Source organism: Bradyrhizobium sp. LLZ17 (assembly GCF_041200145.1).
Lineage (GTDB): Bacteria > Pseudomonadota > Alphaproteobacteria > Rhizobiales > Xanthobacteraceae > Bradyrhizobium.
The window spans coordinates 1,013,483-1,032,596 of the sequence record NZ_CP165734.1 but is presented as its reverse complement, the minus strand read 5'-3'; the positions used below and the strand labels follow the sequence as shown (position 1 = coordinate 1,032,596).

Here is a 19,114-nt window from a genome sequence, read left to right as displayed (position 1 = left end):
CAATCTATCGCAGGAGCCTGCCTCAATCTGATCTTTCGGAGCGCTGTTTGATCGAGGATCCAACAACGTGCGCGGCGCTCCCCTCTCCCTTCACCGGCGTATAGATCACGAGCTTCAGCGCCGGATCATCATTGGCCTGGAAGCTGGTGTGCTCGAAATGCAGCACGCCCTTGGTGGGATGGGACATGGTCTTGCGGCCCGACAGGGTGCTGTGGACCTCGTGCGCGCCCCACCATTTGACGAATTCCGGGCTGCCCTGCCGCAGCCGCGCCGTCAAGTCCACGAAAGCAGGATCGCCCGCCCAGACGTCGTAGGTGGCGCGAAACATCGCGACCATGCGCTTGGCGACCTCGGCCCAGCCGGCACCGTAAGCCCTTCGCGTCTGCTTGTTAGTCATCATCAGCAGCAGCGTGTTGCGGTCCTCCTCCGGCAATCGCCCGAATGCGAAGACCTCTTCGGCGGCGGCGTTCCAGGCCAGCACGTCCCAGCGCCGCCCGGTGATGTAGGCCGGCTGGGTCAGGCTCTCGATCAGCCTCAGGATCGGCGGCGGCACGATCTCGCGCACGAACGGACGCCGGTCGCCGTCACGCGCAAGCGCCTTGAGATGGGTATGCTCGGCCTTGCTGAGGCGCAACGCGCGCGCCAGCGCATCGACGGTCGTGACCGACGGGCTGACGGTGCGGCCCTGCTCAAGCCGGATGTACCAGTCGACCCCGATCCCGGCGAGCTGCGCGACTTCCTCGCGGCGCAGGCCCATGGTGCGCCGCCTTTGGCCTGCGGGAAGGCCTACGGTCTTCGGCGACAGCTTTTCGCGGCGCGAGCGCAGGAAGTCGCCGAATTCGACGCGGCGCGGATCGGACAAGAGCTCACCTCGCCAGAGAGGGTCTGAACAATACTAGGATAATACCAGGGCTTCCTGGGAGCGCAAGATGCCGACATATGCCGTGCACCAGAAGCCTCCGAGGTGAATGTCATGAAAGCTGCCGTGCTCAAATCGTTTGGATCCCCACTGGTCATAGAGAACGTCCCGGAGCCTGTCATCGGCACCGGCGAGGTTGTCGTTGATGTCGTTTCAACTCGCGTGCTGTCCTATACGAACGAGGTTTTGAGCGGCGAGCGCAAATATCTGCTCGACCTGCCGGTGATCCCCGGCGCCGGCTGCGTCGGGCGCGTGCGCACGATCGGACCGGACGCGACCAAACTTGCCGTCGGCGACTGGGTGATTTGCGATCCGACGGTGCGTTCCCGCGACGATGCGATAGCGCCCGACATCACACTGCAGGGCGCGAGCGCGCGCGGCGAAGGCGGCATGCGGCTGCAGAAGTATTTTCGCGACGGCTCCTTTGCCGAGCAGATGAGGGTGCCGACCGAGAACGTGAAACGGCTGGGCCACATCAACGCGGCGGAAGCGACACAGTGGTGTGCGCTGGGCAACATGCTCGTGCCCTATGGCGGATTCCTGGCCGCCAACCTCCGGCCCGGCGAGACGGTGCTGGTGAGCGGCGCCACCGGCAATTTCGGTAGCGCCGCCGTGACGGTGGCGCTGGCGATGGGGGCTGCTTGCGTCGTGGCGCCGGGCCGTAATGAGAGCGTGCTCGCCGAGCTCGTGCGTCGTTTCGGTGACCGCGTGAGGCCGGTGAAGCTCTCGGACAACGAGGCCGACGACCGCGAGCGCATGGAGCGCGCCGCGCCGGGCCCGATCGATTGCGTATTCGACATCATGCCGCCTTCGGTCTCGACGACGGTGGTGCGCGCCGCGATCATGACGGTGCGGCCCTACGGGCGTGTGGTGCTGATGGGCGGCGTCAACATGCTGGGAGGCCCGGGCCTGGAGCTGCCCTATAACTGGATCATGCGTGAATGCATTACCATTCACGGCGTCTGGATGTACCCGCCCGACGCGGCCGTCCGGCTGATCGCACTGGTCCGCGCAGGGCTCTTGCGCCTCGATCACTACGAGACGACGGCCTTCGACCTCGACCATGCCAACGACGCCGTGGCCTATGCGGCCGCCAAGTCCGGCCCGTTCAACATGACAGTGATCCGGCCATAACCCGCCTGACGCGGCGGCGGTGCGCCGTCGCCGCACTTTTGCCAGGCGCGTCAAATGGCTGGCAGGCGCCACCCCGATTGTCGCCGGCAACGGCCGGCTACTGTGCATGGGGTTGTTTTCGACTTTTTAGTCGAGCTCGATCACCTGGCCATTCGCCAGCGAGACGCGCCGATCCATGCGGCCGGCCAGTTCCATGTTGTGGGTCGCGATCAGCATCGAGACCCGGGTCGCCTTGACCAGCTGCATCAGCGCCTGGAACACGTGGTCGGCGGTGTGCGGATCGAGATTGCCGGTCGGCTCGTCCGCGAACAGCACCCGCGGCGCGTTGGCCACCGCGCGTGCGATCGCCACCCGCTGCTGCTCGCCGCCCGACAGCTCGGCCGGGCGATGCGTGATGCGGTCGCCGAGCCCGAGATAGCCGAGGATCTCCTTGGCGCGCTTGACGCTCTCGGACTTCTTCAGGCCGCGGATCATTTGCGGCATCATGACGTTTTCGAGTGCCGAGAATTCCGGCAACAGTCGATGCGACTGGTAGACGAAGCCGATATCGGTGCGGCGAAGCTGGGTTCGCTCGATGTCGGGCAATTGCGAGGTCGGCGCGCCATTGACGTAGACCTCGCCGGAATCGGGCGCTTCGAGCAGGCCCGCGATATGCAGCAGCGTCGACTTGCCGGAGCCCGATGGCGCCACCAGCGCGACCGACTGGCCCGCCCACAGCGCAAGCTTGGCGCCGTCCAGGATCGTCAGCGCCGCCTCGCCCTGCAAGTACTGCCGCTTTATCTCGTGGAGATAAATGACCGGTACATCTTCCGCCCCCTGCTCCCGCTCCATCAGCCCCTCACTCGTACCGCAGCGCTTCGACGGGATCGAGGCGCGCGGCGCGCCACGACGGGTACAGTGTCGCAAGGAACGACAGCGTCAGCGCCATGACGACGACGGCCGTGGTCTCGCCGACGTCGATCTCGGCAGGCAGCTTCGAAAGGAAGTACAGCTCCGGCGAGAACAGCTCCGTGCTGGTCAGCCAGGACAGGAATTGGCGGATGGATCTGATGTTGAGGCAGATCACCAGCCCGACAACGAACCCGACCAGCGTGCCGACCACGCCGATCGAGGCGCCCGTGATCAGGAATATCCGCATGATCGAACCCTGGGAGGCCCCCATCGTGCGGAGGATCGCGATGTCGCTGCCCTTGTCCTTTACCAGCATGATCAGGCCGGACACGATGTTGAGCGCGGCGACCAGCACGATCATGGTCAGGATCAGGAACATCACATTGCGTTCGACCTGGAGCGCATTGAAGAAGGTCGAGTTGCGCTGCCGCCAGTCGACCAGGAAAACCGGACGCCCGGCAGCCTCCGATACCGCCTTGCGGTATGCGTCGATGCGATCAGGATTGGTGGTGAACACCTCGATCGAGGTCACGTCGCTGCTGCGGTTGAAATAGGCCTGCGCTTCCGCCAGCGGCATGAACACGAAGCCGAGATCATATTCGGACATGCCGATCTCGAACACCGCGACGATCTTGTAGGGTTTTATGCGCGGCGTCGTGCCCATCGGGGTGACCGCGCCCTTCGGCGCCACCAGCGTCACGCTGTCGCCGGCATGCAGCGACAATTGATCGGCGAGGCGCCGGCCGATCGCGACGCCCTGCCCGTCGTCAAAGCCCTCGAGCGAACCCTGCTTGATGTTCTTGGCGATCGAGGTGAGATTGTTGAGGTCGTCGGAACGGATGCCGCGCACCAGGACGCCCGAGGCGTTCCAGGGCGAGGACGCCAGCGCCTGACCATCGACCACCGGGGCTGCGAGCCGGACGCCCTGAACCTGGCTGATGCGCTCGGCCACGTCCTTCCAGTCGGTCAGCGGCGATTCCAGCGGCTGCACCAGGATGTGCCCGTTAAGGCCCAATATCTTATCGAGCAGCTCTTTGCGGAAGCCGTTCATCACGGCCATGACGATGATCAGGGTCGCCACGCCCAGCATGATGCCAAGGAAGGAGAACCCGGCGATGACCGAAATGAATCCCTCCTTGCGCCGCGCGCGCAGATAGCGCGCCGACAGCATCCACTCGAAGGGGGCGAAAGGCGCGGTGTGTGCAGTCTCGGTCATGGTCTCATCCATCGCTTGATAATCCCATGATCTGGGGTCAATTGTGGCCGGATTGCCGGCCCATTATCGCGCGATGAACACTATTCAGCCGACCAGGCGAGCGACTGCGTCCGCCGGCGACATCGTTTCGCGGGCGCCGTCACTGCGGCGCTTGATTTCGACCTTGCCGTCGGCGAGGCCCTTCGGCCCGATCATGATCTGCCAGGGGATCCCGATCAGATCGGCGGCGGCGAATTTGGCGCCGGCGCGCTGGTCGGTGTCGTCATAGAGCACGTCGACGCCCTTGGCTGAGAGCTCGGCATAGAGTTTTTCGCAGGCCGCATCGACCGCCGCGTCACCCTGCTTGAGGTTGAGCACCACGGCTCGGAACGGCGCCACGGCCTCCGGCCATTTGATGCCGGAATCGTCATGGCAGGCCTCGATGATGGCGCCGAGCAGGCGGGAGACGCCGACACCGTAGGAGCCGCCATGGATCGGCACGTCGACGCCATCGGGGCCGGCCACCATCGCCTTCATCGGCTCGGAATATTTGGTGCCGAAATAGAAGATCTGGCCGACCTCGATGCCGCGGGTGTTCAGCCGCTTGTCCTCGGGGACTTCCTGTTCGAAGCGCGCGGCATCGTGAACGTCCTCTGTGGCGGCATAGACCGACGTCCACTGCTTGATGATCGGGGTCAGATCGCCTTCATAATCCACGTCCTCGCCCGGCACCGGCAAATCCAGCACATCGCGATTGATGAAAACGCCGGATTCGCCGGTCTCGGCGAGCACGATGAACTCGTGGCTGAGATCGCCGCCAATCGGCCCGGTCTCGGCCCGCATCGGAATCGCCTTCAGCCCCATCCGCGCGAACGTGCGCAAATAGGCCACGAACATCTTGTTGTAGGCGACCCGTGCCGCCGCCTCGTTGAGATCGAAGGAATAAGCGTCCTTCATCAAGAATTCGCGGCCGCGCATCACGCCGAAACGCGGACGCTGCTCGTCGCGGAATTTCCATTGGATATGATAGAGATTGAGCGGCAGGTTCTTGTAGGACTTCACATAGGCACGGAAGATCTCGGTGATCATTTCCTCGTTGGTCGGTCCATACAGCAGCTCGCGCTTGTGGCGATCGGCGATGCGCAGCATCTCCGGGCCATAAGCGTCGTAGCGGCCGCTCTCGCGCCAGAGATCGGCGAGCTGGAGCGTCGGCATCAGGAGCTCCAGCGCGCCGGAGCGGTCCTGCTCCTCGCGCACGATCTGCTCGATCTTCTTCAGCACGCGAAAGCCGAGCGGCAGCCAGGCATAGATGCCGGCAGCCTCCTGACGGATCATGCCGGCACGCAGCATCAGGCGATGCGAGACGATTTCCGCCTCTTTCGGATTTTCCTTCAGGATAGGCAGAAAGAACCGTGACAACCGCATGGCAACACTCAAAGAATCAGCGACGGCTTGCAGTGAAACCGGATTGGGAGCGAAAACACAAGACCGGGAATGAGGAAAAGCCGCTAACGCAGCGGAATTCCTGTCATTTTTCCGTCGACTTCAGGTTCAGCTTGAACCGGGCAACATCAAGGCGGCGCGACCTCGAGCTCGTCCTCGAGCGTGATCTTCTCGAAATCGGTCACCAGCGCATCGATACGCAGACGCCAGCGGCCCGCGAAAGGCAACTCCACGTTGCGCACGTGCCAGTAGCCATCGGGTCCGAGCTCGGCGTCGCGCTCCATCGGCTCGATACCGCGCTCGGGCAGGCTCAAGGTCAGCGTCGCCTCCTTGGCCTGAAGCGGCGTCGCCTCTCCGGTCATGAGCTGGAGCACGAAATCGTCCACACCCGGCTTGCCCGGCGACACCAGCACCTGGAACATCGCCTTGTCGGTGTGGATGTGGATCGCCAGCGGCGTCTCGGGAACGATCGTCCGCGGGGGCGGCGTGAAGCGCCAGCCGGCAACGACGGCGAAGATACCGACCGCGACCCCGCACTCTAGCAGGATCGCGCGTTTAAGCGCAGGCGCGGCCTTGCGATTGTGCGCCAGCGCCGGCATCAGCCGGAATCGATTGAGCGCGGCGAGTGCCACAAGGAAGAAGACCAGCGCCAGCTTGATCGCGAGGATGAGGCCATAATTGGTCTCCACCAGCGCCGACAGCTTTTCGAGCTGAATGATCGCGAGCAACAGGCCGGTCAGCGCCAGCGCTGCCACAACCGGCATTGCGATGCGCGAGAAGCGGTCCAGGACTGGCAAGGTTGCGGCGGTTGGCTTTGATACCAGTGCTGTCAGCGGCGCGAGTGCGCCAATCCAGAAGGCGACGCCGAGGCCGTGGAGGAACATCGCAGGGCGCGTCAGCATTTCGGGGGCGCCGTTGCAGCGTGCCCGGTCATGGCGAGCGACAGGCCAACGCCGACGAACGCGACGACGGCAACAGCACGGGCGTACCACGCGCTGCGCAGCGCCATCAGCGCGAGCAGCATCGCGGCGATGGCAACCAGCAACGCGGGACCGGCGCTGGTCGCAAATGCGATCATCCACGGGCGCGCCGTCACAACCGCCGCCAGCGGCAGGCCGAGGAGATCGAGGCCAAGTACGCCAACAGAGGCAACAGCGCTCGCGAGACCAACAAGGAGCGCGACGCGCGGCACGGTCATGCCCGTCGTCGAGCCCGCAAACCAGCGGGCAAAGAACACGCCGCCAACGCCGACAAAAAGCCCGAGATAGAGACCGACTCGCGCCAGCCAGATCAGTGCGTTCAGCCGGCCCTGCGCATTGGCCGGCGGCTTCGTCGCGGTCGGAGCGCCAACCGAGAAAAGCACGGACCCGGCGACGGGATGACCGTCCTGCGAGATCACGCGGTAGCTCACGACCGCCGTGCCCTGCGGCAGGTCCGGCGGCATCGCGACAGAGATGCTCTCGCCCGAAATGGTGACTCGCACGTCGCCACGCGCCCTGCCCGTCCCGTCGATCAACTGGATTGCGCCGGGCGTCACCGCCTCGTTGAAGCGCAGCTCCACCGCCTTCGGAGCACTCGCGAGGATACTGCCGCTAGCCGGCTCGACTGCGATCAGGGCCGCATGCGCGAACGCGCCGGTCGTACAACCGACAAGGACCAGCAGTGTCGTGAGTGCAGCGATCAGGCGCATTAGGGCTTTGGCAGCAATTTCACGCCTGGCGCCGGGGACTTCTCTTCATGTGAGTGCCCTGCTCCTTCCGCAGGGATTTCGATCCAGCGGCTGATTCCTTTCTCGCATTCCTGCACCACAGGAAAGTACAGCGTGGTGTTCGGCTTCAAACCGTCAGTGAGAAAGCTGCTCATGACGAACTCGTCATAGTTCTGGTCCGGCAGCTTGCCGTCGGACCAAACCACTTCCTTTGCTCCCGAGGACAGCTTCTTGCCGTGATAATCGTAATCGCCGGCATATTGGCCCTCGACCACATCGACGCTCCAGCCAGCCTTCGGCATCGGCTTCACTGCGATAACGCCCTCGGGGATCTGCACACGAATCTTGATCGTGGGCGAGCCCGAACAGCCATGCGGCACGGCGAAGACGGCCTTATAGGACGCGCCGACCGTAGCCTGCTTGCCTTCCAGATAGACGTGCGCCGCCGCGGGCGATGCGGCGAGCGCAGCCATCAGGACCAGCCAGGATGTCTTCGACATGTTTGGTCTCCCGGAGAGCTGGATCACGCTCGTCACATTTTCATTCCCGAATGATCGGGCATTTTCTTCATCATCATGCTTCCGCCTCCGCCGGGCGCCTGCGCGCCGACGCCCTGGACGTCGAGTGATACCGCGATCTTGCCCGCCCTCTCGAACTCCAACGTGACCGGCACCTTGTCGCCCTGCTTGAGCGGCGCTTTGAGCTCCTGGAGCATCAAATGATAGCCGCCCGGTGCAAACTTCACGGTCTTGCCCGGTTCGATCACGAGGCCCTTGTCCAGCGGGCGCATCTTCATCACGCCGTTCTCCGTCGTCATCTCGTGGAGATCTGCCTTGCCCGCGATCTCGGCCGAGACGCTGAGGAGCTTATCCGGCGCCGTCCCCTTGTTCTCTATCGTGAGATAGCCGCCGGCGACCTTTGCTCCGCTCGGGGTTGCCCGGCTCCAGGCTTGCGAGATCACGAGATCGCCGGCCTTGACCTCGTCGGCGCGGACCGGCGCGGCGATCACGACGGCCGAGAGCGTCGCGAGAGCAAGGATGCGTGAGAGGTTGTTCATGTCGTTTGCCTTTCTTGTCGCCGTTGAGATTGTCCCGCCGGTCAGAACGTGTACTTGCCGGCGAGAACGAAAGTTCGTCCCGGGAACGGATGAAACAGGAAGTACTGCGCGTTGAACAGATTATCGATCCCGAAATCGAACGCAAAATTCTTCGTCGCGTTGTAGTGGATCTTCATGTCCACAACGAAAAAATTATCGAAGGCGCCGTAGACGTGCGAAACGCTGTCGGTGTTGTCCAACGTCGAATATTGCTTGCCGCTGTAGCGCGCCGCGACCGTATAAGCCCAGCTCTCGTTAGGTCGATAGGTCACGCCGAACTTGGCGCGCCAATCGGGCACATTGGGCACACGCTTGCCGGCTGCCGTTGTCGGAACACCCGTCAAGGGATCCTTGCCAGCCCAGCTTGCATCGGCGAGGATGCGCGAGTCGACATAGGTCAGACTCCCGAAAAGCTGAAGGCCCTGGATAAAGACGTTATCCTTGTCGGCGGACAACTCCGCACCTTGCATCCTGACCGCGTCGACATTGCTGAACGTCGTGGCCGTCTGCGTTGCGTTGATCGCGTTGGTTTGTGAGATGATCGCATTGTTGGTCCGCTCCCTGAACAGCGTCAGGCGCACCCGGCCGTCGCTCCAGTGACGCTCAATGTTGAGCTCACCCGTAAAATCCTGCTCAGGCTTCAGGAAAGGATTGGCAACCGTGATGGTGCTGCCGACCGTCACGTTCTGGTAGAGTTCCAGAACTGTCGGATAGCGGTAAGCCTCGCCAAAATTGGCGGTGACGTTCCAATCCTTATTCGGATCGTACGACAACGAAGCCTTGGGCGAGAAGTTCGCCGATGCAAGTCCCGGCTGGTTCGTCGCGAAGGTGGAGGCAATCGCGCCCGCCGCCGTGGTCGCGGTCACGACGTTGAACCCATCGAACGCTTTCCAGCTCTCCAGCCGCCCTCCCAAGGTGAGCTTCAGGTTCGGTTGGATCTTCCAAGCGTCCTGAAGCCACAGTGCGCCGGCCCGTGTCTCCCCCTCGCCGCTTGCATAGAGCTGCCCGGTGCCGGTGGAAGAGGTCTGGTACCAGACCGTCGAGGCATAAGTGGGATTCTCCAGGCGGTAGCGATCACCATGCAGGCCAAAACTAATCTCGTGAGGGCCGTCATACCCGAACGGACGCCAGATGCCTTTGGCGTCTGCATTCTGCCAGTTGGTTCCGTCCATGCGCGTGATCTTGCCGTTCTGCGAGAACCCGACACCGCTGGTTACCGTGAACGGATTGAGCTGAGTATCCTCAAGATAATTGTAGCTGGACGCAGAGAGATCGAAATCGAACATACCTTTGCTGTCGCTCTTGAGGGCGACTGCGTTGCTCAAGTGGGTCTCGTCCCAGATGTACTTCCCGTTCGCAAACGTGCTGATACCGGCAAAGGTCGGTGCCCCCGTCACTGTCGAACGCAAGTAGGTCTGCGGGTCGGAAACCTGGTGATTATTCCAGATGCCCAACGAGTAGGTTGCCTGCACGAGTGGCGACAGATCGTAGGCAAGCCGCAGATTTCCGGACGTCTGCTGCGAATGCGCGAGAATGCCGGTACCCACGACATCGGCTTCCTGCCCGACCTTGTTCCTTGCCGCGAAAGCGCCGGTGGCGCCTGCGGGGATGCTGCCGAAAGTCGTGTAGGTCAGCGGTTGCTGGTAGCTGTCGAGATAGTTTGCGCTCACGAGCCACGACAACTTGCCGTCCCGATTACCGGCGGCGGCGCTGGTCTGGCTGGTGACGTAGGTGTCCTTGGTACCGTATTGATTCCACGGCATCACAGAGACCGTTTCTTTGGCCACGGCAAACGGCTTGTCCGGCATCTTGGACGTGATCAGCAGGACGCCACCGATCGAATTGCCCGGATACGCCGCGGCAAACGGACCATTGAGGAAATCGACCCGTCCGATCGCCTCGGGCGAGATCAGGTTCCATTTCGGAGAGGCGCCGGAGTTGTTGTTGCCGATCAGGGCCGAGATCAGCAGGTCGTCGTAGTAGATCAGCGTGCGTGCGCTCGAATTCAGCCCCCAGCTTCGCGTCGCCAGCACCGCCTGATTGTCGCCGTCGTTGCGCTTTCGCACGAAAAGGCTCGGCATGTATTTGACCGCGTCTTCGGGATCCTTGAGGTTGATGGTCTCGTCGATTTGCTTCGCGGTGACGCTGAAGGATCGCTGGGGCAATTGATAGCGCGCCGCAGCCGCCGGCTGGTCCAGCGCAGCTCCGGGGCTGCCAGCGCCCTGGTCATTGGTCGCGGCGACCGGGGCCGGCTGCGCCGTAACCGGCTTTGCCGATGATCTCCTGACTCCAGCCGCCTGAGCGACGGGCTTGCGTGGCTTCGGTTTCACCGTCGCAGGTGCATCGACGGTCACCGCCGGCAGCGCGCTTTCGGCGGACTGTGCAAAACCTCCGCTTGACGAGACCAGCAGCGCGGCCTGAACGGCGACGACGCTCACGCCGCGGCGGGCATGACGAGATAACATGGTGCATTCCTGGCGCCGGCACAGATCGCCGGTGAATTGACACATCAATCGCCGGCGGACGGACCGCGGCGACACCGAAGGTCGTCAGGAAAACTGCGGAGGCCCGCGTGCCTGGGCGCTCGCGCCCTTGCGGGCAGCGTCGACGGATACGTCCGCCGCATGCCACACCACGCGCTCGGCGTGGCGGAAAGGAATGGAGAGTACAGCCTGCGGCGGCGAATCGAACGACGTGTTGGCCTGCGCCAGACAACACAGCGCACACGCACCGGCATGTGCCGTGGGGGAGCCGTTCTGGTCGCCCGGACCGCCCTGCTCGCCGACGCTGTGGCAGATGAGGCCAGTCGTAAGCGGATCGGCAACAGCCTGACCCGCCGCCCAGCAGGCGGCAATCGGCGCCAGCACCTGCATCACCAGAGCGAGCAGGACAACCGGTAGGAATTTTTGCAGGCCTGCACGCATCCGCCGAACCATTCGTTCGCCTGCTAACTAAACATCACACCCGTTCCGAGTCGAGATCGCTTCGCCTGTCTACTTGGGCTGGCGCAAGTTTCTCGCGAACTGTGTTCCAACTGCCCGGCCGGCGGCCGGAGAGGCAGCGGCAGCACCCCATAAAGCCGAAATTTTCTCATGTTTTTCAGCTGCTTATCGGGTGATCAGCCCGATCATTTCGTCAATTGCTCGAATTTTGAACAATCGTTGCCGAAAATGATGACAAGTGAGAAAAGTTGATCTAGCATCCCTCTTGCTCAGACTGGCCGTGAGGTCGAAGTCTGGTGGTCCAAGTCTCGGGAGGAGCCCCTGGCGCGCAAAACGCAGCGTCGCCCCGCCAATCAAGATCAAATCTTAGAATCGGGGATAATAGGGTCGACACAATTTTTGAGCGGGGCTAGGGCCCCGCTCTTTTTTTGTCTGCGGGGCTGATGCGCCCGATGGACCTCCCTTCCAACCCGATTGAACGGAGCTTCGAACTGGCAGCGATGCGCTGCGCGGATCTCACCCCGCTGGTTTACCGACGGCTGTTCTGCGAGCATCCCGAAACGCAGGCGATGTTCCGCACGCAAGGCAGTGAGCTCGTGAAGGGATCGATGCTCGCGCTGACGATCGAGGCGATCCTCGACTTCGGGGCGAGCGCCGCGGGCATTTCCGCTTGATCGCCTGCGAAGTCGCCTCGCACGATGCCTATGGCACGCCGCGCGAGCTGTTCATCGCCTTCTTCGCCGTCATCAGGGATACGCTGCGAGATCTCCTCGGCCATGAATGGGGGCCGGACATTGCGCTTGCATGGGACCAACTGCTCGCCGATCTCGACGCCTTCGCTGGCGTCGCAGCGTAACGCTTTGCGCTGCACCAACGCGGCCCGGCTTGCTCTTCGCGTGTTGCAGATTGGGTGGCGCGAACCCAGCGATTGTGAGACACTTTCGGACATCGGTCGCGCAATCAATGACGCGCCGACGACAAGATATATGGGAGCGAGCGATGTCCGGGACGAAAGATTTTTCGACGACCAGGCGCGATCTTCTTCAGGCGGCAGCGACCGCCGGCGCCGCAACTGCCATCCTCGGCAGCATGGGCATAAACCCCGCCCTTGCTGCCGAAGTCGGACGATCCGAGAAGCCGCTGAAGGCGGCCTTCTCCAATGCCGGCCTCCAGGCCACCTGGTGCGCGCAGGGCAAGCAGGCCGCGGAATTCTGGGGCAAGCTGTTCAATGTCGAAGTCACATGGTTCGACGGCCAGCTCGATGCGGTCAAGCAGCGCGCCGCGATCGACAACATGGCCTCGCAGAAATGGGACTTCGTCGCGATCCAGGCGTTCGGCATCGGCACCCTGACCCAGCCCGTGCAGAAGATGATCGACGCAGGCACGCCCGTGATCGACATGGACACGCTGATTGCTCCGCTCGATCAAATTAACGTCCACTCCTTCCTCGCCCCCGACAACGAGTTCATGGGCGCGTCGGTGACGCAGGCGCTGTGCACGGCCATGGGCGGCAAGGGCAAGATCATCATGACGCAGGGCGCGCTTGGTCACACCGGTGCGCAGGGCCGCGCCAAAGGGTTCAACTCGGTGATCAAGCAGTTCCCCAATATCGAGGTGCTCGACACCCAGCCGGCCGATTGGGACGTGTCGAAGACCGCGCGGCTCTGGGAAACCTATCTCACCAAATATCCGCAGATCGACGCGGCGTTCTTCCACAATGACGACATGGCGCTCGCCGCCGCCAACATCATGAAGGCGCACAACCGCACCAACATCCTGATCGGCGGCGTCGATGCCATGCCGCCGGCAATCCAGGCGGTGAGCGAAGGCCGGATGTTCGCAACGGTGCGCAATCCGTCCTGCCGCATTCATGGCGGCGCGATCATCGCGGGCGTCGCCGCGGTGGTCGGCGGCGAGAAGAGCGGACAGGGCATCCCCAAGAACGTCGTCACCGACGGCCCGGTCGTGACCAAGGCGAACGCCCCCGGCATGCAGTGGATGGAAGATCACTTCCTGATCTGATCCTTCATGACAACGGGTCGTTCGCCCATTCTGGAACTGAAAGGCATCACGAAGAGCTTCGGCGGCGTCGAAGCGCTTCGTGGCGTCGATTTTGCGCTTTCACCCGGCGAGATCCACGGTCTCGTCGGCGAGAACGGCGCCGGCAAAAGCACGCTGATGAAGATCATCGCCGGCGTGCACGCTGAATTCTCCGGCCGCTTCCTGATCGACGGCCAGGAGACGCATTTCCGCTCGGCCCGCGATGCGCACGCGGCCGGCATCGCCATGGTGCATCAGGAGCTCTCGGTCGCGCCCGATCTCACGGTCGCGGAGAACGTATTCCTGGGCAATCAGCCGACCAACCGGCTCGGCCTGGTGCAATGGCGGCGCATGGCGCGCGAGGCCGGCGAGCAGCTCGCCCGCTTCGGCATCGACGTCGATCCGATGAGCCGGCTCGGCGACCTCCCGATCGGGCTGCAGCAGCTGATCGAGATCGCCCGCGTGCTGTTCTCAGGCGCCCGCATCGTCATCCTGGACGAGCCGACCTCCGCCCTCTCCCCGCCCGAAGTCGAGCGGCTGTTCGCGACGCTGCGGCGCCTGCGCGAACAAGGCACCGGCATCATCTTCATCTCCCATTTCATCGAGGACATCTTGCGCGTGTCCGATACGGTGACGGTGTTCCGCAATGGTCGGAAAGTCGCGGAGACCGCGGCCGCCGCGACCAGCAAGGGCGCGCTGATCGAGGCCATGATCGGCCGCGCCGGCGAAGCGCTCGAGCACAGCTACAGCGACGATCTGATGCTGCCGCGCCCGAGCGGCAGCTCGGTGGTCCTGAAGGTCGACCAGCTCTCGCTGGCTCGTAGCCTGCAGGATGTCTCCTTCGAGGCGCGCGCCGGCGAAGTGCTCGGCATCTACGGCTTCATGGGGTGCGGCCAGCAGGAATTGTCGCGGATCCTGTTCGGCAAGCTGAAGCCGGATGGCGGAACGCTGGTCGTCGACGGCAAGGCCAAAACCTTTGCCAGCACGGCGGCCGCGCGGCGGGCCGGCGTGGCGCTGGTGCCGGAGAGCCGGCGCGCCATGCTGTTCCACCAGGAGCCGGTCTACAAGAACATCTCGATCAGCATTCTGGATCGTATCTCCACGCTGCTGCTCAAGCCGGCGCAGGAGCGCGACATCGCCAGGCGACAGGTCGAGCAGTTGCAGATCAGGCCGCCGGTGGTCGGCCTCGATCTCGGCATGCTCTCCGGCGGCAACCAGCAGAAGGTCGCGCTGGCAAAGTGGCTGACCTATCCGCCGAAGCTGCTCGTGCTATGTGAACCCACGCGCGGCATGGATGTCGGCGCCAAGAACGACGTCATCAACATCGTCCGCGACCTCCGCGCCAAGGGGCTCGCGATCATCGTGCTGTCGACCGAGCCGGAAACGGTACTGTCGCTGGCCGACCGCATCCTCGTGCTCAAACGCGGCGCATTGGTGCGGGAATTTGCCAACGAAGCTGTGAGCAAGGACCGCCTGCTGGAGGCGGCGTGACGGAGAAGCCAATGGCAAGCAGTGAGACGGTTCCAGCGGCGGCCCGGCGAGCGCGGGGCCTTGCGCCGTTCCTGCGCTCTCAGATGCGCAACATCGCGCCGTTCCTGACGCTGATCTTCCTGTCGGCCTTCTTCGCCCTTGCCAGCCCTTCCTTTGCGACGCTCGACAATCTCGGCAACATCCTGACGCAGGTGTCGGTGACCGGCATCATCGCGGTCGGCCTCACTTTCGTGATCCTCTGCGCCGAGATCGACCTATCGATCGCCAGCATCGCCAATGTCACCGGCATCGCGGTTGCCTATTTCACGCTGCAGGAATCCTACGTCAACATTCCCAACATTCCCCTGCCCGGCGCAGCCGCGATCCTGCTCGCGATCCTGCTCTGTGCGGCCCTTGGCCTCGTCAACGCGCTGGGGCTGACCGTGATCGGCATCCCCTCCTTCATCATGACGCTCGCCATGATGCAGATCGCGGCCGGCATCTCGGCGCTGCTGGTGCGCGGACAGATCGCCTACAAGGTGCCTGATCTGATCACCACGCTCGGCTCCGGCGCGATCGGCGGCATCCCCTGGATCGTCATCGTCGCCGCGATCATGCTGCTCGGCGGCCATCTGGTGCTGACCTACACGCGCTTTGGCCGCTACGTCTACATGGTCGGTGGCAATCGCGAGGCGGCCGAATATTCCGGCCTCAACGTCAAGCTCATCCTCGGCGCCGTCATGGTGATCTCGGCGGTGTGCTCCGGCATCGGCGGCATGTTGGGCGTCGCCCATTTCGGCAGCGCGCAGCAGAACGAGTTCGACACCTATCTGCTCGACTCCATCGCCGCCGTCGTGGTCGGCGGCACCAGCCTGTTCGGCGGCCGCGGCGGCATCGGCAACACCATCGTCGGGCTCTTCGTCCTCGGTGTTCTCAATAACGGCCTCGACCACGTCAACATCGACAGTTTCCTGAAGATCCTGATCCGCGGCCTGATCCTGCTGGCAGCGCTGGTCATCAACGTCTATGCGCAGCGGCTGCGGGAGAAGGCGGCCGAGTAGAAGGCCCTCGAGATAAAAAAAGCGAAAACAACCCCATGCACAGTACAAATCATTGGCGAACTTGGTGTGAGCTGCCTTGAACCCGCTTCTTGGCGGTGTTTGACTCGTCGGGCAAAACAGGAGCACGATGTCATCATTCGAGACCGATTTCTGGAAGGACGCCAATCTGCGCAAGGTGTGGGACGAGATCGTCCCGGGTGAGCCGCGCAAGACGATCCCCTACAAGCTGACGCTCGAAGCGATCCAGCTCTATTGCCGCTCCGTCGGCGAAGATCACCCGCTCTATTTCGACGAGGCCTACGCAAGGACAACGCACTATGGCGGGCTGATCGCACCGCCGTCGATCCACATCCTGCTGATGTTCGCCTGCACCCCGATGGACGACTGGATGCGAACGCCGGGGACGATCAATGCCGGCCAATCCTGGTGCTACAACAAGCCTGCACGGCCCGGAGACACCATCACGCTGCAGGCCCGCGCACTGGACAAATTCATCAAGCGCGAGCGCCTCTTCGTCGTCCACGACAACGTGTTCTTCAACCAGCACGGCGACGTCATCTGTTCCGGCCGCGGCCAGACCATCCGCCCCGCATGATCGCGACGACAGACAACGGAAACACGGTATGAGCACCAGCTTCGAAAACCTCAGCGTCAGCGACACGATCGACGGTCCAACGTTCGACGTCACACGCGATCCATCCGTCTGTTCTGCGACGGGTCGCTCGACTACAACCCTCTGCATCTCGACGACGATTACATGAAGAACAATTTCGGCAAGACCAATTTCGGCGGCATCATCATGCACGGCATGAACAATTTCGGGCTGATCACCCGGATGCTGACCGATTGGGCCTATCCTGCCGGCGCCATTCTGCGTCGCCTGGAGACGCGCTGGCTCAAACCGGTCAAACCCGGGGACACCATTCAGCCCCTGGGTATCGTGAAGTCCAAGCAGTCGACACAGAAATCACGTTGGGTGCTGATCGACGTGCTGGTCCGCAATCAAAACGGCGAACACGTCGCGGCCGGTGAAGCCATGGTCGAATTTCCGATATCCGGTTCAATCGCGGCCTGACCGGGGTGTAACGCCCCGAGGTCTGCATCAATCCCACCACCGCGTTACGAAGACAGCTTTATAGGCTCAGGACCAATGCCCCAAGCTCCGTCATTGCGAGCGCAGCGAAGCAATCCATGGTCTTTCCGCGGAGGCAGTCTGGATTGCTTCGCTGCGCTCGCAATGACGATTTGGCAACACGGGTGTAGTCCAGAACCATCTCGTTCGCGGAGCATGAGGAGGCGCTTAACTCGCGGCCTTCTCGCCCGACGGGAGCCACGAGAATCGGAAGTCGCAATGGCTCGCGCCGCCGGCCAACGTTTGTGTCCGCTCCAGGCGGATGCCTCGCGTTGCGTAGGCGACGAAATCGAGCCCACAGATGTTCGGCAGGATGTCCTTGTCGCCATGGCGCTCCGCGAGTTTGCAGAAGCCGCAAGCCTTGTAGTTGATGCCGAATTCAAAACCGTCCCCCGGTCCGGGTTCGACGAAATCGTAGACGAAATCTTCCGGAAACTCGGTCTGATGGCTTTCAGCAACGCTTCTTGCTGCCTGCTCGCGCAGCAAAGCCCGGTTCTCCGGCGACATGAATTGACGGCCCGAGGCGAGGCGTTCCGCTTCTGAACCGGTGAGCAATTGCGCCTTGTAGGTTTCCCGCTCGATCTCGCCCATCACAGGCAGCGGCACGCCGTGTCGTCGCAATACGCGGCTGATCGCCATAAAGCCCGTCAGACGCATGAAGAAATCGCTCATGCGACTTGCCGCGCCACCGATATAGGGCATTTGGGTGAGCACGATCTCGAACTCGTCCATCACCTCTCGCTTGATTCCGTCGATGCCGGCGAGATGCGCGCGCTCGCGCAACATCGCCTCGGCAAGGTCGAGTCGATCGCGCATGGCAGCCTCCATCGCACCGCGATGCGCTTCGTAAAACGGATGGATGATCTCAGCCACGGGGCACCTGATATGATTGGTTCATTGGGATGTCGGCCGGTTTCATTCGGCGGCGATCGCCTCGATCTCCAGCAGCCATTTGCTGTCGACGGTCTCGACGATCACGACCGTCAGCGCGGGTTGGTGTTCGCCCAGCATCGCGCGACGAATGGAGCGGTTGATCACAAGTTGATCGCGGTCGGTCAGGAACGTGTTGACTTTGACCAGATGCGCGACGCCAAGGCCGGCGGCGGCGAGCACCTCGATCACGTTGCGCCAGGCCTGCTCGCATTGCGCCTCAAAACCGTCGGGAACGGTGCCGTCGAGTCTCTCCGGCACCTGACCGCTGATGAACAACAGGCGTCGATGCTGGGTCACTTCAAGCCCCATGCAGTAGCCGCCGGCGGGAGGATGGACCGTTGCGGGGTTGTGGCTGACGATATGCGCTGGCGGCATAGGGTTTCTCCGGATTGTGCTCGACCGTATCCAGCGCCATCACCGCTCCGCAAAGCATCATTGCTGCGGTTCAGCGCAAGAAAATCTATTGCAAGCCCGCAACCCATCAGTGTCAAAATGGAGTGTGATGACCTACGCCCTTCCCCCACTCAACGCGCTCCGCGCGTTCGAAGCCGCCGCCCGGCATCTCAGCTTCAAACTGGCCGCACACGAGTTGCACGTGACGCCGGCCGCAGTGGGGCAGCAGGTGAAGGCGCTGGAGGCGCGCCTCGGCGTGCAGCTGTTCGAGCGGCTGCATAAGCAGCTCATCCTCACCGTCGCCGGTCAGGCCTATCTGCCCGGGGTCTCCGAAGGCTTTCGCCACATTGCGGAAGCGACCTCGCAATTGAGACCGGCAGGTGCCGTGCTGCTGCAATTGGGCGTCCATGGCAGCTTCGACCTCCGCCGCCTCGATCTCGCAGCGTTTCGGGGCACGCATGCGGAGATCGGCTTGCGGGTGCTGCATCCGGCCGGCCTGCACGAATTGGTCGAAGGCAAGGTCGACCTGCTGATCGCTCGCAGTCTTGGCCACCATCCGGGCTATCGCTGCGACCGGGTCGATGAGGGATCAGGTCTGGGTGATTGGCTGATTGCGCCTGAGGGTACCGCGGATTGTCCCGAGATCGTCAGCGTCCGCGAATGGCTGCGTGCCCTGCCGGTCGAGAGGCCGCTTGCAGATCGCCGCCCTCGTCTGGTTGGCGTTAGGAATTGAGGAGGCGCGAAGCAGGCGGGATAT

At 63.0% G+C, this 19,114-nt stretch carries 17 protein-coding genes and 2 pseudogenes; 8 read left to right on the top strand and 11 right to left on the bottom strand.

Going from position 1 to position 19,114, the window contains the following annotated elements; all coding sequences use genetic code 11:
* Positions 1-22: 22 nt before the first annotated feature.
* Positions 23-862 carry a helix-turn-helix transcriptional regulator gene (locus tag AB8Z38_RS05190; protein WP_369723411.1) on the bottom strand — a complete coding sequence of 280 codons (840 nt, stop codon included), beginning with the start codon at positions 860-862 and terminating at the stop codon, positions 23-25.
* 111 nt (positions 863-973) lie between these two features.
* On the opposite strand from AB8Z38_RS05190, the gene AB8Z38_RS05185 reads away from it, so the two are divergent.
* Positions 974-2,053, top strand: a complete 1,080-nt coding sequence (locus tag AB8Z38_RS05185) for a zinc-binding dehydrogenase (RefSeq protein ID WP_369723410.1) — start codon at positions 974-976, stop codon at positions 2,051-2,053.
* Positions 2,054-2,179: 126 nt separating this feature from the next.
* On the opposite strand, the gene AB8Z38_RS05180 is transcribed toward AB8Z38_RS05185, so the two are convergent.
* From AB8Z38_RS05180 to AB8Z38_RS05145, 8 genes and pseudogenes are all read right to left on the bottom strand, one after another.
* Positions 2,180-2,884, bottom strand: a complete 705-nt coding sequence (locus AB8Z38_RS05180; protein WP_369723409.1) for an ABC transporter ATP-binding protein — start codon at positions 2,882-2,884, stop codon at positions 2,180-2,182.
* 7 nt (positions 2,885-2,891) lie between these two features.
* The gene (locus AB8Z38_RS05175; RefSeq protein WP_369723408.1) at positions 2,892-4,172 is read right to left on the bottom strand and encodes a lipoprotein-releasing ABC transporter permease subunit; all 1,281 of its coding nucleotides are present in this window, start codon (positions 4,170-4,172) and stop codon (positions 2,892-2,894) included.
* 72 nt (positions 4,173-4,244) lie between these two features.
* Complete coding sequence (gene proS / locus AB8Z38_RS05170; protein WP_369723407.1) at positions 4,245-5,564, bottom strand: proline--tRNA ligase; 1,320 nt, start codon at positions 5,562-5,564, stop codon at positions 4,245-4,247.
* Positions 5,565-5,710: 146 nt separating this feature from the next.
* Positions 5,711-7,272 (bottom strand): annotated as a pseudogene (locus AB8Z38_RS05165) (copper resistance CopC/CopD family protein).
* The gene (locus tag AB8Z38_RS05160; protein ID WP_369723406.1) at positions 7,272-7,790 is read right to left on the bottom strand and encodes a YcnI family protein; all 519 of its coding nucleotides are present in this window, start codon (positions 7,788-7,790) and stop codon (positions 7,272-7,274) included. The pseudogene AB8Z38_RS05165 and the gene AB8Z38_RS05160 overlap by 1 nt, the downstream one beginning before the upstream one ends.
* 32 nt (positions 7,791-7,822) lie before the next feature.
* Complete coding sequence (locus AB8Z38_RS05155; RefSeq protein ID WP_369723405.1) at positions 7,823-8,347, bottom strand: copper chaperone PCu(A)C; 525 nt, start codon at positions 8,345-8,347, stop codon at positions 7,823-7,825.
* A gap of 41 nt (positions 8,348-8,388) precedes the next feature.
* Positions 8,389-10,851 carry a TonB-dependent receptor gene (locus AB8Z38_RS05150; RefSeq protein WP_369723404.1) on the bottom strand — a complete coding sequence of 821 codons (2,463 nt, stop codon included), beginning with the start codon at positions 10,849-10,851 and terminating at the stop codon, positions 8,389-8,391.
* Between the two features lie 84 nt (positions 10,852-10,935).
* Complete coding sequence (locus tag AB8Z38_RS05145) at positions 10,936-11,310, bottom strand: DUF2946 domain-containing protein (protein WP_369723403.1); 375 nt, start codon at positions 11,308-11,310, stop codon at positions 10,936-10,938.
* A 470-nt stretch (positions 11,311-11,780) separates the two neighbouring features.
* On the opposite strand from AB8Z38_RS05145, the pseudogene AB8Z38_RS05140 reads away from it, so the two are divergent.
* The 6 genes and pseudogenes from AB8Z38_RS05140 (at position 11,781) to AB8Z38_RS05115 (ending at position 16,974) form a co-directional block, all read left to right on the top strand.
* A pseudogene (locus AB8Z38_RS05140) lies at positions 11,781-12,184 on the top strand (globin).
* A 143-nt stretch (positions 12,185-12,327) separates the two neighbouring features.
* Positions 12,328-13,350, top strand: a complete 1,023-nt coding sequence (locus AB8Z38_RS05135; RefSeq protein ID WP_369723402.1) for a sugar ABC transporter substrate-binding protein — start codon at positions 12,328-12,330, stop codon at positions 13,348-13,350.
* A gap of 6 nt (positions 13,351-13,356) precedes the next feature.
* Complete coding sequence (locus AB8Z38_RS05130; protein WP_369723401.1) at positions 13,357-14,859, top strand: sugar ABC transporter ATP-binding protein; 1,503 nt, start codon at positions 13,357-13,359, stop codon at positions 14,857-14,859.
* Between the two features lie 11 nt (positions 14,860-14,870).
* Positions 14,871-15,899 carry an ABC transporter permease gene (locus AB8Z38_RS05125; RefSeq protein WP_369723400.1) on the top strand — a complete coding sequence of 343 codons (1,029 nt, stop codon included), beginning with the start codon at positions 14,871-14,873 and terminating at the stop codon, positions 15,897-15,899.
* Between the two features lie 127 nt (positions 15,900-16,026).
* Positions 16,027-16,494, top strand: coding sequence for a MaoC family dehydratase (locus AB8Z38_RS05120; RefSeq protein ID WP_369723399.1), 468 nt, complete (start codon positions 16,027-16,029; stop codon positions 16,492-16,494).
* Positions 16,495-16,596: 102 nt separating this feature from the next.
* A complete protein-coding gene (locus AB8Z38_RS05115) occupies positions 16,597-16,974 on the top strand; it encodes a MaoC family dehydratase (protein WP_369726748.1) in 378 nt (125 codons plus the stop codon).
* A 225-nt stretch (positions 16,975-17,199) separates the two neighbouring features.
* Here AB8Z38_RS05115 and AB8Z38_RS05110 read toward each other — a convergent pair whose 3' ends face one another.
* Both AB8Z38_RS05110 and AB8Z38_RS05105 read right to left on the bottom strand, forming a co-directional pair.
* Entirely contained in the window at positions 17,200-17,904 is a 705-nt protein-coding gene (locus tag AB8Z38_RS05110; RefSeq protein WP_369723398.1) for an L-2-amino-thiazoline-4-carboxylic acid hydrolase, read from the bottom strand.
* 42 nt (positions 17,905-17,946) lie between these two features.
* A complete protein-coding gene (locus AB8Z38_RS05105) occupies positions 17,947-18,339 on the bottom strand; it encodes a RidA family protein (protein ID WP_369723397.1) in 393 nt (130 codons plus the stop codon).
* 127 nt (positions 18,340-18,466) lie between these two features.
* On the opposite strand from AB8Z38_RS05105, the gene AB8Z38_RS05100 reads away from it, so the two are divergent.
* Positions 18,467-19,090, top strand: a complete 624-nt coding sequence (locus AB8Z38_RS05100) for a LysR family transcriptional regulator (RefSeq protein WP_369723396.1) — start codon at positions 18,467-18,469, stop codon at positions 19,088-19,090.
* The last annotated feature ends 24 nt before the right edge of the window (positions 19,091-19,114 follow it).